The sequence below is a fragment of the Curtobacterium sp. DN_7.5 genome, from assembly GCF_022655355.1.
Classification (GTDB): domain Bacteria; phylum Actinomycetota; class Actinomycetes; order Actinomycetales; family Microbacteriaceae; genus Curtobacterium; species Curtobacterium luteum.
Genome location: NZ_CP093378.1, coordinates 1,201,378 through 1,216,483, shown reverse-complemented (window position 1 = coordinate 1,216,483; position 15,106 = coordinate 1,201,378). Strand labels below are relative to the sequence as shown.

10 protein-coding genes and 1 tRNA gene are annotated in these 15,106 nt (G+C 73.2%); 4 read left to right on the top strand and 7 right to left on the bottom strand.

Annotation, left to right across the window (positions count from 1 at the left end):
- Window position 1 precedes the first annotated feature (1 nt).
- Entirely contained in the window at window positions 2-1,519 is a 1,518-nt protein-coding gene (locus tag MON03_RS05690; protein WP_242090982.1) for a protein kinase domain-containing protein, read from the bottom strand.
- 252 nt (window positions 1,520-1,771) lie between these two features.
- On the opposite strand from MON03_RS05690, the gene MON03_RS05685 reads away from it, so the two are divergent.
- Window positions 1,772-2,377, top strand: coding sequence for a dihydrofolate reductase family protein (locus MON03_RS05685; RefSeq protein WP_242090980.1), 606 nt, complete (start codon window positions 1,772-1,774; stop codon window positions 2,375-2,377).
- Window positions 2,378-2,518: 141 nt separating this feature from the next.
- On the opposite strand, the gene MON03_RS05680 is transcribed toward MON03_RS05685, so the two are convergent.
- The 5 genes from MON03_RS05680 to MON03_RS05660 all read right to left on the bottom strand — a co-directional run bounded on the left by MON03_RS05680 (window position 2,519) and on the right by MON03_RS05660 (window position 9,014).
- Complete coding sequence (locus MON03_RS05680) at window positions 2,519-3,313, bottom strand: alpha/beta hydrolase (protein ID WP_242090978.1); 795 nt, start codon at window positions 3,311-3,313, stop codon at window positions 2,519-2,521.
- Between the two features lie 200 nt (window positions 3,314-3,513).
- The gene (locus MON03_RS05675; RefSeq protein ID WP_277927279.1) at window positions 3,514-4,971 is read right to left on the bottom strand and encodes an MFS transporter; all 1,458 of its coding nucleotides are present in this window, start codon (window positions 4,969-4,971) and stop codon (window positions 3,514-3,516) included.
- A 203-nt stretch (window positions 4,972-5,174) separates the two neighbouring features.
- Window positions 5,175-6,833, bottom strand: a complete 1,659-nt coding sequence (locus MON03_RS05670; RefSeq protein WP_242090977.1) for a long-chain-fatty-acid--CoA ligase — start codon at window positions 6,831-6,833, stop codon at window positions 5,175-5,177.
- Window positions 6,834-6,897: 64 nt separating this feature from the next.
- Complete coding sequence (locus MON03_RS05665) at window positions 6,898-7,887, bottom strand: helix-turn-helix transcriptional regulator (protein WP_242090975.1); 990 nt, start codon at window positions 7,885-7,887, stop codon at window positions 6,898-6,900.
- Between the two features lie 74 nt (window positions 7,888-7,961).
- Window positions 7,962-9,014: a BLUF domain-containing protein gene (locus MON03_RS05660; RefSeq protein WP_242090973.1), complete on the bottom strand. Its 1,053-nt coding sequence runs from the start codon at window positions 9,012-9,014 to the stop codon at window positions 7,962-7,964.
- Between the two features lie 372 nt (window positions 9,015-9,386).
- On the opposite strand from MON03_RS05660, the gene MON03_RS05655 reads away from it, so the two are divergent.
- Window positions 9,387-10,907: a SulP family inorganic anion transporter gene (locus MON03_RS05655; RefSeq protein ID WP_242090971.1), complete on the top strand. Its 1,521-nt coding sequence runs from the start codon at window positions 9,387-9,389 to the stop codon at window positions 10,905-10,907.
- A gap of 94 nt (window positions 10,908-11,001) precedes the next feature.
- Here the strand turns inward: MON03_RS05655 and MON03_RS05650 are convergent.
- Window positions 11,002-11,075, bottom strand: a tRNA-Pro gene (locus tag MON03_RS05650).
- A 113-nt stretch (window positions 11,076-11,188) separates the two neighbouring features.
- Here MON03_RS05650 and MON03_RS05645 point away from each other — a divergent pair.
- Window positions 11,189-12,676: a hypothetical protein gene (locus MON03_RS05645; protein ID WP_242090969.1), complete on the top strand. Its 1,488-nt coding sequence runs from the start codon at window positions 11,189-11,191 to the stop codon at window positions 12,674-12,676.
- 182 nt (window positions 12,677-12,858) lie between these two features.
- A complete protein-coding gene (locus MON03_RS05640; protein ID WP_242090967.1) occupies window positions 12,859-15,030 on the top strand; it encodes a RecQ family ATP-dependent DNA helicase in 2,172 nt (723 codons plus the stop codon).
- Window positions 15,031-15,106 lie beyond the last annotated feature (76 nt).

Here is a 15,106-nt window from a genome sequence, read left to right as displayed (position 1 = left end):
CTCAGCCGCGCTGGTCGAGCGGCAGCGCGTCGCTCGTCGTGCGCAGGGTCTCCTGCCGCAGTTCGAGCTGCGCCATGGCGAGCGCCGCGAGGTCCCGGAGGTTCGCCAGGTCGGCCTCGGTCGCGTCGCGCGGCCGGACGTCGAGCACGGCGAGGGTGCCGATCGTGGTCCCGTCGTGCCGGACGAGCGGCACGCTGACGAAGAATCGGATGCCGAGCGGGCCGGTGACGAGGGGGCTGTCCCGCATCTCCGGGTGCACGATGCCGTCGGGGATGACGACGGGTTCCGGGACGGGGGCGAATCCGTTGCGGAAGCTGATCTTGCGCGCGGCGGCGTCGACGCCGTCGGCGATCCAGGACTGGGACCACTCCCGGTCCTCGTCGAGCACCTCGACCAGTGCGATCGGCGCGTCGAACAGTCGGGCCGCCATGGCGGTGGTGCGGTGCAGGGCCTCCTCGGGCAGCTCGTCGAGGGTCGCGGGTCGGTCGCCGGTGGCCTCCCGGCCGACGGGAGCCGCATGTGCCCCCGATACCGGAGCCGCGTGCGCACCCGTCCCGGGAGCGGACGCCAGTGCGTCGGCGTCCGCCGCCGGGGCGCGTCCCGACCCCGTCGGGGCCGGGACGTGCGTGATGGGGGCGGTCGGTGCCTCCAGGCCTTCAGGGTCGACCACCCGGTCGGGTGCCGACGTGTCCGCCATGACGACGTCACGGAGCATCGCGACGAGCTCGGCTCCGACCGGCCGCTCGGCCGGGTCCTGCGCGGTCATCGCCCGGAGTGCTTCCTTCCAGTGCTCGGGCAGCGGCTCGGGCACGACGGGGTCGCGCGAGAGCCGGGCGAGCGCCGACTCGACGAGCGAGCCGGGGAACTCGCGACGGCGCGTGAAGCACTGCAGCAGGACGAGGCCGAGCGAGTAGACGTCGCTCGCCGGGCCGACCTCGCCGCCGCGGGCCTGCTCGGGACTGAGGTAGGCGGCCGTGCCGGTCGTCACGCCGTCGGCGGTGAGGCGTTCGGCGCCCTCGGCGATCGCGATCCCGAAGTCGGTCAGGCGTGCGCGAGCCCGGTCGGCGTCGTGGCCGTAGTCGACCAGCAGGATGTTCGACGGCTTGATGTCGCGGTGGACGACCCCGTGGGCGTGGATGTAGTGCAGCGCCTCGGCCATGTCGAAGCCGACCTCGGCGATGTGCCGCACGGCGAGGGGGCCGACGCCGAGCCGCGCCTCGAGGTCCTGGCCGACGACGAGGGACATCACGAGGAAGCGCTGCTGCGCGCCGTCGGCGTTGGTGAGGACACCGGCGTCGAGCAGGCTGACGAGGTTGTGGTGCTCGAGCGAGGCGAGCACGCCGAGTTCGGCGTCCTGTCGTGCGATGTCGACCGAGCCGGAGTGGAAGACCTTGACGGCGACCGGGCGACGGAGGACCTCGTCGGTCGCCTGGTACACGACGGACATGCCGCCCTGGCCGATGACCCGTTCGATCCGGTACCGGCCGTCGAGGATCGGCGCTGCGTCGTCGTGCGTCATGGGGTCCTCGTGGTCGGTGGGCGTGACGGGAGCATCCTCCCATCCGCGGCGGCTCCGCGACCGCCGTGCTTCGCGCAGCGGACCGCGAGCCGGAGGTGGTCTTCCCGCGCGAAGGGCCGGTCGGCGCGGGTGCGGCGCTGCGCGCAGGGGAGCGCGAGGCCGCGGGACCGCGGACCGGACGGCCCGCGCGCGTGCGGGACGACGCACGGTGCGCGTACCATCGCCGCCACCACCCCGGACGAAGGAGTCCCCGTGTCCGCACGGTTCGTGTACTGGATGAACGTGTCCGTCGACGGCTACATCGAGCGCGCCCCCGGGGAGCACTCCGGCCCCGACGGCCCCGACTGGGTCAGCATCGACGAGGAGCTCCACCGGGAGTTCAACCGCCGAGCCGCGGGGATGACCCTCTCGGTCGAGGGTCGGGTGGTCCGCGACATGATGGACCCCTACTGGCCGGACGCCCGGTCGGACGAGTCGCTCTCCGCGGTCGAGCGCGAGTACGCGGAGATCTACGTCGCGCAGCCGAAGGTCCTCGTGTCGCGGACGCGGACGAGCGCCGGACACGACACGCGGGTCATCGGGTCGGACGGGGACGCGATCGAGCAGCTCGCGCGTATCCGTGAGGAGACCGAGGGCGACGTCGGGGTGGGCGGGGCGGACCTCGCGTCGCAGCTCTTCGACGCCGGGCTGATCGACGAGCTGCTGCTGTTCACCCACCCGGCGGTGCTCGGTGCCGGTCGGCCGCTGTTCGATCCCCCGCGTTCCGGCGTTCGACGTCCGGCGTCGCTCGCGCTGCTGGAGGAGCAGCGGTTCCCGACCGGGGTGGTGCTCCGGCGCTGGGACGTGCTCCGCCCCTGACGACGGCGGTGCGCCGGCGCTGCGACCACGACGCCGCGACCACGGCGCTGCGAGCACAGCGCTGCGACCACGACGCCCGACCCCTGCAGCGGCGCACGCCTCCTCGCGGAGCCGTGCCGACTGCCCGGCGGAGCGACCGCCTCAGTCCGTCAGGAGGAACGCCGCGAACCGGTCGATCGTCGCCAGGGCCGCGGCGCTCCCCTCCTCGTTGAGGTGCCCGTGGAACGTCCCCGGCTCGACCGCGTACGACACGGTGACGTCGGCGACACGCAGCTCCTCGGCGAACGCCGCGCCGCTCGCCCGCAGGTCGTCGCGTTCGGAGTCGACGATGCACGTCGGCGGGAACCCGGTGAGGTCCGCGCCACCGGCGAACACCCCGTCCGTGGCGCCGTCCGCGTGGTTCGCGTTCATCGAGCGGACCGTCTCCGGGGTGAACCGCCGCTGCGGGTCGACGCCGACCACGGCAGCGGCGAGCTCGTCGGACGGGGCGGGCAGCTCGGCGTGCACCGTAGGGTACGCGAGGAGCACCTGCCGCGGGGCGGCGCCGTCGGCGACGAGTCGGAGCGCGGCCGACGCGCTGATCGACGCACCCGCGCTCGCGCCGCCGATCGACCAGTCACGGCCGCCGGTGTCGAGCGACACGTCTGCGCGGACGGACGCGAGGACGTGCCGCACCTCGTCCTGCGGCACCGGGAAGTGCACGCCGTCCGGACGCTCGTCGCTCGGTGCGAGGCGGTACTCGACCTCGACGGTCGTCACGCCGCGCGAGGCGAGCTCGCGGGCGACCTGCACCGACTCCGGCATGTCGAGGTCACCGGACACGAACCCGCCGCCGTGCGACCAGACGAGTCCGGCACGCGCCGGCCCGTCCGCGGTGTGCACGCGGATCCGCAGGGGGCCGTGCGGGCCGTCGAGGGTGCGGTCGGTCGTCGTCATCGCGGGTCCTGGTGGGTCGGGCCGCGGGTCCGCGGCGGTGCGTGTCGTCACGGTACCGGAGGACGGGCGCGACGCGCCGGGGTGTGGAGAGCGGCCGCGACGTGGCGGGGGTCGGAGGACGGGCGCGACGCGCCGGGGGTCGGACTGGAGGCCCGGGGCCGGTGAGCGGGTCTGCTCACCCGCACCGGGCCTCCAGTCCGTCAGGCCGCGACGCGGCCCCGGTGGGCGCGCGCCAGCCCGCACCCGACGAGGACGGCGGCGACCGCCGTCAGGAGCAGGCCGGCGAGCGTGAGGCCGTCCTGGAGGGCCGCGAGCCGACGCGGGGTCCACGTGCCCGGGACGATGCTGCCGGGGACGACCGCGGCGAGGACCGTGCCGACGACCGCCGTCCCGACGCCGGTCGCGACCTCGCTCGCGGTGTCGACGAGCGCGGCGCCGACGGACGTCCGGTCCGACGGCAGGCCCTGCAGGACCTCGGTGCCCGCGACCGCGCCCACGACGCGCATGCCGGCACCGACGAGCACGAGGGCGGCGACGGTCCAGCCGTACCCGGCGCGACCCCCGAGCGCGCCGACGGCGAGTCCGAGCACGACCGCCACGGCGCTCGTCCAGGCGGCTGTGCCGGTGCCGACGCGCTGGACGAACGGGCCGACGAAGCGCCCACCGACCAGCAGCACGGCGACCATCGGGAGCATCCCGATCGCGGCGGCGGCAGGCGTCCAGCCCCGTGCGGACTGCAGCTGCAGGGTCGTGAGGTACAGCAGGCCCGACACCGCGAGGCCAGCGGCGGCCTTGTAGGCGAGCCCGCTGGCGACGAGCGGTCGTGTCAGGAGCGCGAGGTCGAGGAGCGGGCGGGCGGTCGTGCGTTCCCGCCGGACGAAGGCGGCGACGGCGAGCGCGGTGCCGGCGAGCGCGACCAGACCGGGCGTGGTGCCGCCGTCGACGAAGGCGGTCGGGGTGAGGAGGGCACCGACGAGCGTGGCGGTGCCGAGGACCGCCCCGGCGACGTCGATGGGGTGCGGAAGCAGGTCGTCCGGCCGGTCAGCCGCGATGCCGACCCGGACGCCGACGAGGGCGAGGAGCGCGACCGGCACGTTGACGAGCAGCAGGGCCTGCCACGGGACGACGGCGAGCGCGAAGCCGCCGGCGGTCGGCCCGACGGCGAACCCGACGAGCCCGGCCGTCGAGATCACGGTGAGGGCGCGGATGCGGAGGTCCTCGCGTGCGAAGAGCCGGAACGCGAGCGCCATCGAGCCGGGTGTCGTCATCGCGGCCGCGAGCCCGGTGGCGGCACGGACGGCGATGAGTTCGGCCGGAGACTGCACGGCCGCGGTGGCGAGGCTCGCCGCAGCGAGGAGCGTCAGCCCCGCGAGCATGACCCGTCGGCGTCCGAAGCGGTCTGCGACGGCGCCGAACAGGAGCATGGTGGCGCCGAAGACGACCGAGTAGGCCCCGGTGACCCACTGCAGGCCGACGGTCGAGGTGTGGAGTTCGCGGCCGATGGTGGGCAGCGCGACGGTGAGCACGGCGTTGTCGAGCATCTCGAACAGGAACACCGCGGACAGGCCGGCGAGGGCCGGCCAGGCGTCGCGGAGCCGTGCTGGTGCTGCGCGGTCCGGGCGGCGGACGGGCGTGGTCGACGTGGGTTCGGCGGACACCGGGGACTCCTTCGTGGTAGCGAAGTAGCGGCCCGTTCGGTGCCGTGTCCGTGCGCCCTGACGGGCGGTTTTCCCTCTGCGGCGAGTGTCACACGCCGCAGCGACCGGCGCAAGGTCGCCGGGCGTCCGGGCGTCCGGGCGTCCGGGCGCGCGGACGACCGCCGGTCAGGCGGTCGTCCGCCGGTCAGGCGGTCGTCCGCCGGTCAGGCGGTCGTGACCGCGGGCTTCGCACTGAACTGCTGCACGAGCTCGCGCTTGAGGACCTTGCCGCTCGGCCCGAGCGGGAGTGCGTCGAGGACGTGCACCACGCGCGGGTACTTGTACGCGGCGATCTCCCCCGCGACGAGCTCGATCAACTCCTGCGGGGTCACGGTCGCCCCGGGTCGGAGGACGACCGCCGCCTCGACCTCCTGCCCGTGCTGCTCGTGCGGGGTGCCGAACACGGCGGCCATGGCGACGTCGGGGTGCCGCGCCAGGACCTCCTCGACCTGCCGCGGGTACACGTTGTAGCCGTTCCGGATGATCATGTCCTTCGTGCGGTCGACGATCGTCAGGTACCCGTCGTCGTCCTTCGTGCCGAGGTCGCCCGTGCGGAACCAGCCGTCGACGATCGCCGCCGCGGTGTCCTCCGGGCGGTCGAGGTAGCCGTTCATGAGGTTGTGCCCGCGGATGACGAGCTCCCCGATCTGCCCGTGCGGCAGCATCACGATGCGGTCCTGGGTCTCCGGGTCGGCGATCTCGACGTCCACGCCCCACACCGGGGTGCCGATCGTGCCCGGGCGAGGGGTCGTGCCGACGTGGTTGAACGTCGCCACCGGGGACGTCTCGGTGAGGCCGTAGCCCTCGTGCACCGGGGCGTCGAAGACCTGCTGGAAGCGTTCGAGCACGGCGAGCGGGAGGGACGCGCCGCCGGAGATCGCGTAGCGGAGCGGAGGCCTCGACCCGGTGCGGGTGGCTGCGTCGAGGAGCGCCATGTACATCGTCGGCACGCCCATGAACACCTGGGTGTCGTGCTCGACCATGGCGGCCAGGGCGCCGTCGCCGTCGAACTTCGGCAGGAGCACGATCGTCGCACCGACCCGGAAGCCGGTGTTCATCGTGCAGGTCTGGCCGAAGGTGTGGAACAGCGGCAACGCGCCGAGCATGACGTCGCCCCGGTGCAGGTCGAACGTGCTGAGCAGGTTCGTGTTCGCCTGTTCGAGGAGGGCGAAGTGCGAGCCCTCGGCGCCCTTCGGGTGGCCGGTCGTGCCGCTCGTGTAGAGGATCGTGGCGGTGTCGAACGGATCGCGCGGGACGTAGGTGTCGAGCGGCTCCGACTCCTGCGCGAGGTCTTCGAGCCGGTCGGGCGCGGCGCGCGTGCCTGGTGCCGCGCCCGCCGGCGCGTCCGCTCCGCCTGCTTCGCCTGCTCCACCCGGACCGCCCGCTCCGCCTGCCGGGGCGAGGACCGTGACGACGTCCACCCCGGCGAGTGCCGCGCCGGCGGCCCCCTCGGTGAGCAGCGGTGCCGCGCACACCAGGAGTGACGCCTGCGCGTCGCGGAGCACGTACTCGATCTCGCCCCGCTTCAGGAGCGCGTGCACGGGGACGACCACGGCGCCGAGCGCGAGCGTGGCGTAGTAGACGCGGGGGAAGTCCTCGACGTTCGGGACGAGCATCGCGACCCGCGATCCCGCTTCGATACCGCGGGCACGGAGCGCGCCCGCGTACGCGAGCGTCTGGGCCCACAGGTCGGCGTAGGTGGTGCGGCGGTCGCCCACGACGACCGCGACGTCGTCCGGGAACCGCTTCGCCGACTCGGCGAGGATCGCCGCCACCGAGGCGGTCGCCTGGGATCGGCGCTGGCTGTGCTGTGTGTCGGTCATCCCGGTCTCTCATCTCCGTGATCGCGACGCGCGCATCTCCGTCGATGCGACGCGTTGCCCGATCCTACGGCGACGTCCGGGGCGGCGTTCCGCGCTCGGCGGCTTCCCGGGTGCGGCGCAGTGTCTCGCTCGGCGACTCCCCGAAGCGTTCCGCATAGTTCGCCGCGAAGCGCCCGAAGTGCCCGAACTGCCACCGCCGGGCGATGTCCCGCACGTGGGTGCCCGGCGCCGCGAAGCGCAGGTCGGTGCGGGCGCCGTCGAGCCGTTCGGCGCGCAGCCGCTCCATCGGCGTCTCGTCGAACCGGCGGCGGAACGCACTCTGCAGTCCACGTTCGCTCAGTCCGACCGCGGCGGCGACGTCCCGGAGCGCGATCCGCTCGGCCGCGTGCTCGTGCATCCACTGCGCGGCCAGGACGGCCGCCGACCTCCGCTCGTCCGCGTCCGGGACGACGAGCGGGAACGCCTCGACGACCGAGGCGGCGATCTCGGCGTTGAGCGCCGCACGGCCGGCACCGTCGACCTGTTCGTCGGACAACGCTGCGGCACGGTTGCGGAGGATCGCTCGGAGGGGTCCGAGTGCGGAGGCGATGTCCGCCTGCTGCCCGAACACGAGCGCGCCGGGGACCGTGCGGCCTCGTCGGGCGAGGGCCTGTCGGAGGATGCGGTCCGACAGGTGCAGCATCGTGATCTTCCGGGTGTCCGCGGTGAACCGGTACGGCACGGACGCCGAGAGCAGGACGGGGTGGCCCGGGACCGCGGTCAGGACGGAGCCGTCCGTGGCGTCCTCGACCGTGGCGGTGCCGTCGGCGATCCAGAACACGATGTGGTCCGGGCGGGGGTCGAGCCGACCGGAACGGGTGCCCTCGACCTCCGCGCCGCGCATCGACACGTCCGCGTCGCCGGCCCCGACGTAGCGGTAGGCCTCGAGCGTCGCACCGACACCGTCCGCGATGCCGTACGTCCGGTCGATCTCGGGGCTGCGGTCCTCGCTGATCGACTCGACGTGGAAGCGACGGAACGACGACCTGTCGTCCTGCGGTGTCGTCGGTTCCATGACGGCATCATGGCAGGTCTGCGGCGGGATCCGGCCCGAGGGCACCGGTCAGCGTGTCCGTCCGAGTGCCACTCCTACCGGCCTCCGGCGACGGGGATGTCCCAGTAGGTGGGCTGTTCGTACTGCTCGGACCATCCGCGCCGCATCCGCGTCGCCGCCCGGTCGAAGGAGTCGACGAGGTCCGTGTCGCTCGTCAGCAACGCCTGCAGGCGGAGCCCGTCGTAGAGGGCGAGGAGCTGCTCGGCACCGCGGAGCGGGTCCATCGTGCCCGGCTCGCGGCCTTCCCGCACGTCTGCTGCGAGGCCGTCCCGGACCACCTGCCGGAACCGTCGGTACGTGGACCGGTAGTAGTCAGCACCGTCCACGGTCGGGTCCGCCGCGGACGCCAGACTCCACGCCAGCAGTTCCATGAGCGCCGGTTCCTCCGCGTGCGCGGCGAGGAGCGCGTGCAGGAACGCGACGGTGCCCTGCTCGCCGATCAGGGGCGCCAGCGGTCCGGAGATCGTGAGCGTCCACCGCTCCACGGTCGCCGCCAGCAGCACCCGCTCCGTCGGGAACGTCTCGCGCAGTTCAGCCACGCTCATCCCGGCCCTCGCTGCGGCGTCCTCGAGGGTGAACCGGGCGATGCCGCCGTCGTGGAGCGCCGTGATCGCGCCGTTGATCGCGCGCGTGCGCGGGGCTTCGTCCGCTTCGGCGGTCTGGCTCGTGAGCGGGGCGAGCGGGTGCTTGCGGAACCACTCCAGCAACCCGCGGGCCCGTGTCAGCCCCGCTGCGGGGTCGAGGGCCTGGCCGGACGCGAAGAGGTCGCGGAAGCCCGGGACCTGCTGCATCAGCGGATCGAGCGGCTGGAACGCCATCGACCAGTCCGGGAACGACCGCTGTGCGATCGGCTCGTCGGCGAGGACCCGGACGTTCGTGTGCCGCGGATCACGGCGCACCTGCTCGAACCGGGCAGCGACGGTCTCGTCGTCACCCTCGAGGATCCCGAGGCAGTTGTCGCCCTTGTGCGCGAGGATCCCGGTCACGCCGAGCGCGGTGTTCTTCTCCCGGCCGACGGAGAGGATCTGCGCGAGCTCGGTGTCCGTGATCGGACGGGTCTGGGTGCTGGTGTACACGATCGAACGCATCGGTGCTCGTCTCCCTGTCGGCCGGTCAAGGTACAGCACCTCGCCGGTGTGGTGACCACGACGGGGCCCGCCGGGAGCCCGGCTCGGTACACGACCGGACCACAGACCCTTCCGTGGTGTCAGGGTTCGACCATAGCAACCCGTGCAGACCCGGATGATCGGCACCTCGACGCCGCCGGCCCGTCACTCGCAAGCACACCAGATCCACGGCAACCCTTCCGTTGCGTTAGAGTCACACCCGAGCAACCCTTCCGCGGCGGAAGGGTTGGGATCGGCCGAGCGCTCCGTCGCCGCCGACCGTGCGCGATGACGCGCCCCACGAACAGCACTCGCGGGCGCAGCGCCCGCACCCCAGCACACCGAAGGAGAACCGTGACGACCGTCACTCGGCCCACACCTGTCCAGGCACACCGCAGTCCGACCGTCCTGTCCGCCCTCAGGAACCCGAAGGTCCTGCTCCGCGAGGTCCTCGCCGGCCTCGTCGTCGCCCTCGCCCTGATCCCGGAGGCGATCTCGTTCTCGATCATCGCCGGCGTCGATCCCCGCGTCGGCCTGTTCTCGGCGTTCGTGATGGCCGTCGTCATCGCGTTCGTCGGCGGTCGCGCCGCGATGATCACCGGGGCCACCGGCGCGATCGCTCTCGTCGTCGCCCCCGTCGTCAAGGAGCACGGCCTGGACTACCTCATCGCCACCGTCCTCCTCGGCGGCGTCTTCCAGCTCATCCTCGGCGGACTCGGGGCGGCGAAGCTGATGCGGTTCGTGCCCCGGTCCGTCATGGTCGGGTTCGTCAACGCACTCGCCATCCTCATCTTCACCGCGCAACTGCCGAACATCATCGGCGTCGACTGGCTCGTCTGGCCGATCGCCGCCGCCGGCATCGCGATCATCGTCCTGCTGCCCCGCTTCACGAAGGCGATCCCCGCACCGCTCGTCGCGATCGTCGTCCTGACCTCGGTGACCGTGTTCGCGTCGATCGCGATCCCGACCGTCGGCGACGAAGGCACGCTCCCGGACAGCCTTCCGACCTTCTTCATCCCGAACGTGCCGCTGAACCTCGAGACGTTCACGACGATCGCCCCGTACGCACTCGCGATGGCCCTCGTCGGGCTCCTCGAGTCGCTGATGACGGCGAAGCTCGTCGACGAGGTCACCGACACCGGCTCCCGGAAGACCCGCGAAGCCCTCGGCCAGGGCGTCGCGAACATCGCCTCCGGCCTGTTCGGCGGGATGGGCGGCTGCGCGATGATCGGCCAGACGATGATCAACGTCAAGGCCTCCGGGGCCCGCACCCGCATCTCGACGTTCCTGTCCGGCGTGTTCCTACTGGTCCTCGTCGTCGGGCTCGGGGACGTCGTCGCGATCATCCCGATGGCCGCCCTCGTGGCCGTCATGGTGATGGTCTCCGTCGGCACCTTCGACTGGCACAGCATCAAGCCCTCCACCCTCAAGCGGATGCCCGTCGGGGAGACCATCGTCATGGTCCTCACCGTCGTGATCGTCGTCGCCACCGACAACCTCGCCGTCGGCGTCATCATCGGCGTCGTCGCCGCGATGGTCGTCTTCGCCCGCCGCGTCTCCCGCTTCACGACCGTCTCGCGCAGCATCGAGACGCTGCCGGACGGTGCGCAGCACGCGCTTTACACCGTCGAGGGCGAATTGTTCTTCGCCTCCTCGAACGACCTCACCACCCAGTTCGACTACTCCGGCGACCCGGACCTCGTGGTCATCGACATGACCGGGTCACATGTGTGGGACGCCTCCACCGTCGCCGCGCTCGACGGCATCGAGACGAAGTACCACCAGCACGGCAAGCGCGTCGAGATCCGGGGGATGAACGACGCCAGCCAGGCGATCCACCGGCGCCTCGCTGGCAACCTCGGCTCCGGTCACTGAGGCCCCTGAGCTGCGGCCGGGCGGCCCGGATCCCGGTTCGACGAGAGAAGCCCACCGACTCGTCGTCGGTGGGCCTCTCCGTCTGCGAATGCGGTCGGGCTGACAGGATTTGAACCTGCGACCCCTTGACCCCCAGTCAAGTGCGCTACCAAGCTGCGCCACAGCCCGCGAGGCCCGACGAGCGGACCCCACTGCCCCGTCCGGAGCAGCCCGACCAGCATAGCGGACGCCGGACCGTGCCCGTGCACGCGCCGTCGAGACGGCACTCGTAGGGTGTCCGGATGCGTTCCCGCTCCGTCCGTCTCGCCATCGCCCTGACGACCGCCGGTCTGCTGTTCGGAGCCGCCGGCTGCACGGGAGGTGACGCGTCCGAACCCCCGGCGACCCTCGCCGCCGCGTCCTCCGACACGGTGACCGTGGTCGACCAGCCGGACGCCGCAGAGCGGGCGGTCCGGGCGAGTCGCGCCCTGTTCGCCACCGCTCCCGGCGCGGTGGTCGCGCCGGCCGACGACTCGGACGCCGTGACCACGGCGGCCGAGACCGCGGTGCGGGCACACGTACCCCTCCTCGTCACGACGAGCTCGCGGGCGGGCAACGCGAGCGACGCGCGGGTCGCCCGCGAACTCGATCGCCTCGGCGCACGCTGGTACCAGGCCGAGGGCGACGTGTCGCTCGACACGGACGTGGAACAGCGGGAGGCGCCGGACCGGGCAGGCGCACCCGGGGCGAGCCGTGCCTCCAGGCCGGCCACCGTGGTGGTGGCGGACCGCCGCTCGGACCGCGCAGCCGTCGCGACCGCCCGCGCTGCCGGGGCTCGTGTCGTGCCGATGCCGTCGGGCGTCACCGACCCGGCCGCCGCGCCGGACGTCGTGACGGCCCTCCACGACCGTGCTGACCACCCGACCGTCCTCGTCGGACGCGCGTTCGAAGCCCTCCCGGACCCGGGATGGACGGTCCGCGCAGCGGAGGGTGGCTGGCAGCTGCCGCACGGCGGCCAGCGTCCGTTCGACGGCCACCGCTACGTCGCGCTCTACGGAGCGCCCGGGACGCCGGCGCTCGGCGTACTCGGCGAGCAGGGCCCGGACGCGACCGTGCGCCGCGCGACGGCGATGGCGCACCGGTACGACGCGGTGTCGGACGAACCGGTGACGCCCGCGATGGAGGTCATCGCGACCGTCGCCGCCGGTGCACCGGGGTCGGACGGCGACTACTCGACCGAGCTGCCCGTCTCGGAGCTCGAGCCGTACGTCGACGCGGCACACGACGCGGGGATGCCGGTGATCCTCGACCTGCAGCCGGGCCGGTCGGACTTCCTCAGCCAGGCCCGTCGGTACGAGTCGCTGCTGTCGAAGCCCGGCGTGTGGCTCGCGCTCGACCCGGAGTGGCGACTCACGGAGGACCAGGTGCCGCTGCAGCAGATCGGGAGCGTGAGCGCGGCGGAGGTGAACCGGGTGTCGGACTGGCTCGCGGACCTCGTCCGGACCGAGGGGTTGCCGCCGAAGGCGCTCGTGCTCCACCAGTTCCGGTCCGCGATGGTGCAGGACCGGTCGTCGCTCGACGAGCACCCCGAGCTGGACCTGCTCGTCCACGTCGACGGCCAAGGGTCGCAGCCGGACAAGCAGTCGACGTGGAACGCGCTGCACGAGGACGCTCCGGCCGGCGTGCACTGGGGCTGGAAGAACTTCTTCGACGAGGACCAGCCGATGCTGACCCCGGAGCAGACCATGCGGGACGTGCAACCGAGTCCGGCGCTCATCACCTACCAGTGAGGGTGGGGACCGGGGCGGGCCCGGTTCCGGCTCGGCTCGGGTTTCGGCTCCGGGCCGGGCCGGGCCGGGCCGGGCCGGGCCGGGCCGGCGCGAGTCTTGCACAGGTGCGCGCAGTGCGCGCGTTCTGCACGGCCTGGAGGCACGGGGCACGTTCCGTCGGTCGCTCCTGACACGATGGGGGCATGGAATCCCCCGCAGCACCCCCGCCTGTCGGCTCGCGTCCTGCCGGCGTCGCTCCGCCGTCGGCGGACATCGCCGCCGAGGCGCAGCAGGCGCTGGCTGCGCTCACCGGTCGCACCGACGCGGTGTTCCACCCGGGCCAGCTCGAAGCGATCTCGGCACTGGTCGAGCACCGGCAGCGCGCGCTCGTGGTGCAGCGCACCGGCTGGGGCAAGTCCGCGGTGTACTTCCTCGCGACGCTGCTGCTCCGCCGTCGCGGTGGCGGACCGACGGTGCTCGTCTCACCACTCCTGGCCCTGATGCGCGACCAGGTGGCCGCCGCCGCGCGCGCGGGCGTGCGGGCCGTCTCGATCAACTCCGCGAACGCGCACGAGTGGGGCGAGACCCAGGCTGCGCTCGCCCGCGACGACGTGGACGTCCTGCTCGTCTCCCCCGAGCGGCTGAACAACCCGCGGTTCCGCGACGAGCAGCTCCCGACGCTGATCGCGCGCATGGGCATGCTCGTCGTGGACGAGGCGCACTGCATCTCCGACTGGGGCCACGACTTCCGCCCCGACTACCGCCGGCTCGCCGAGCTCATCCGGTCACTGCCGCACGGGGTGCCCGTCCTCGCGACCACCGCCACGGCGAACGAGCGCGTGGTCGACGACGTCGCCGAACAGCTGACCGCCGGCCCGGACGACCCGGTGTTCACGATCCGCGGGTCGCTCGCACGCGCGTCGCTGCGGCTCGGGGTGCTCACGCTGCCCGACGCCCGGCAGCGGCTGGGGTGGCTGCTGGCGCACCTCGGCGATCTCCCGGGCAGCGGCATCATCTACACGCTGACGGTCTCCGCCGCCGAGGACATCGCTCGTCTGCTGCGGGACAACGGCTACGCCGTGCGGGCATACACCGGCCGCACCGACACCGACGAGCGCGAACAGCTCGAGCAGCAGCTCAAGGGCAACGAGCTGAAGGCGCTCGTGGCGACGAGCGCGCTCGGCATGGGCTTCGACAAGCCGGACCTCGGGTTCGTCGTGCACGTGGGCGCGCCCTCCTCCCCCGTGGCCTACTACCAGCAGATCGGTCGTGCGGGTCGTGCGACCGACAACGCCGACGTCCTGCTGCTGCCCGGACGCGAGGACCAGGAGATCTGGCAGTACTTCGCCGGCGCCTCGATGCCGACCGAGTCGCGCGCCGCCGCCGTGCTCGACGCCCTGTCCACGGCCGGTTCCGCGCTCTCCACCGTCGCGCTCGAGGGGCTCGTCGACATCAAGCGGTCGACTCTCGAACTCCTGCTGAAGGTGCTCGACGTCGACGGCGCCGTGCAGCGGGTCACCGGCGGCTGGGTCGCCACCGGGCAGCGGTGGGAGTACGACGCGCCGCGGTACGAGCGGGTCGCCGCGGCCCGTGCTGCCGAGGCGGCGTCGATGCTCGCGTACGAGTCGACCTCGGCGTGCCGGATGCAGCTGCTCCAGCAGGACCTGGACGACCCCTCCGCCGAACCCTGCGGCCGCTGCGACAACTGCGCGGGCGTCTGGTACCCGACCGAGGTGTCGACCACCGACGCCTCCGGTGCCGCCGCCGCACTCGACAAGGTCGGCGTCGAGATCGCACCGCGGGCCCAGTGGCCGTCGGGCATGGGCGCGCTCGGGGTGCCCGTGCGCGGCAAGATCAGCGCGGACGAACTGGTCGAGCCAGGCCGGGCGGTGGCCCGGCTCACCGACCTCGGGTGGGGAGGGCCGCTCCGCGCGCTCTTCGCCGCCTCGACGCCGGACGGACCGGTCTCGAAGGAGCTCGTCGACGGCTGCGTCCGAGCACTCAAGGACTGGCCGTGGGCCGAGCGACCGACGGGCGTCGTGGCGATGTCCTCGCGGTCTCGGCCGTCCCTCGTCGCCTCGGTCGCGGAGGCGATCGCCTCGATCGGACGGTTGCAGTTCCTCGGGACGGTCGGCCGGTCTGGCGGGACGCCCCGCGGCGACGGTGCGACGAACAGTGCGTACCGACTGTCCGGGGTGTGGGACACCTTCGTGGTCGATCCCGGGCTGGCCGCTGCGCTGCAGGCACACGAGGGGCCGGTGCTGTTGGTGGACGACCTCGTCGACAGCCGGTGGACGATGACGGTGGCGGGGCGGGAACTCCGGCGGGCCGGGGCGTCGGCGGTGCTGCCGTTCGCGTTGGCGACCGTGGGCTGAGGCTGGGGAGCGCTGAGGCCGCTGGGGCTGGGGCGGCTGTCCGGCTGTCGCGGCCGTCTGGCTGCCGCGGCCGTCC

Excerpts from the sequence above, each read along its gene's own strand:
- MON03_RS05690 (WP_242090982.1), bottom strand. The coding sequence starts at position 1,519 with ATGACGCACGACGACGCAGCGCCGATCCTCGACGGCCGGTACCGGATC.
- MON03_RS05680 (WP_242090978.1), bottom strand. The coding sequence starts at position 3,313 with ATGACGACGACCGACCGCACCCTCGACGGCCCGCACGGCCCCCTGCGG.
- MON03_RS05670 (WP_242090977.1), bottom strand. The coding sequence starts at position 6,833 with ATGACCGACACACAGCACAGCCAGCGCCGATCCCAGGCGACCGCCTCG.
- MON03_RS05665 (WP_242090975.1), bottom strand. The coding sequence starts at position 7,887 with ATGGAACCGACGACACCGCAGGACGACAGGTCGTCGTTCCGTCGCTTC.
- MON03_RS05660 (WP_242090973.1), bottom strand. The coding sequence starts at position 9,014 with ATGCGTTCGATCGTGTACACCAGCACCCAGACCCGTCCGATCACGGAC.
- MON03_RS05645 (WP_242090969.1), top strand. The coding sequence starts at position 11,189 with ATGCGTTCCCGCTCCGTCCGTCTCGCCATCGCCCTGACGACCGCCGGT.
- MON03_RS05640 (WP_242090967.1), top strand. The coding sequence starts at position 12,859 with ATGGAATCCCCCGCAGCACCCCCGCCTGTCGGCTCGCGTCCTGCCGGC.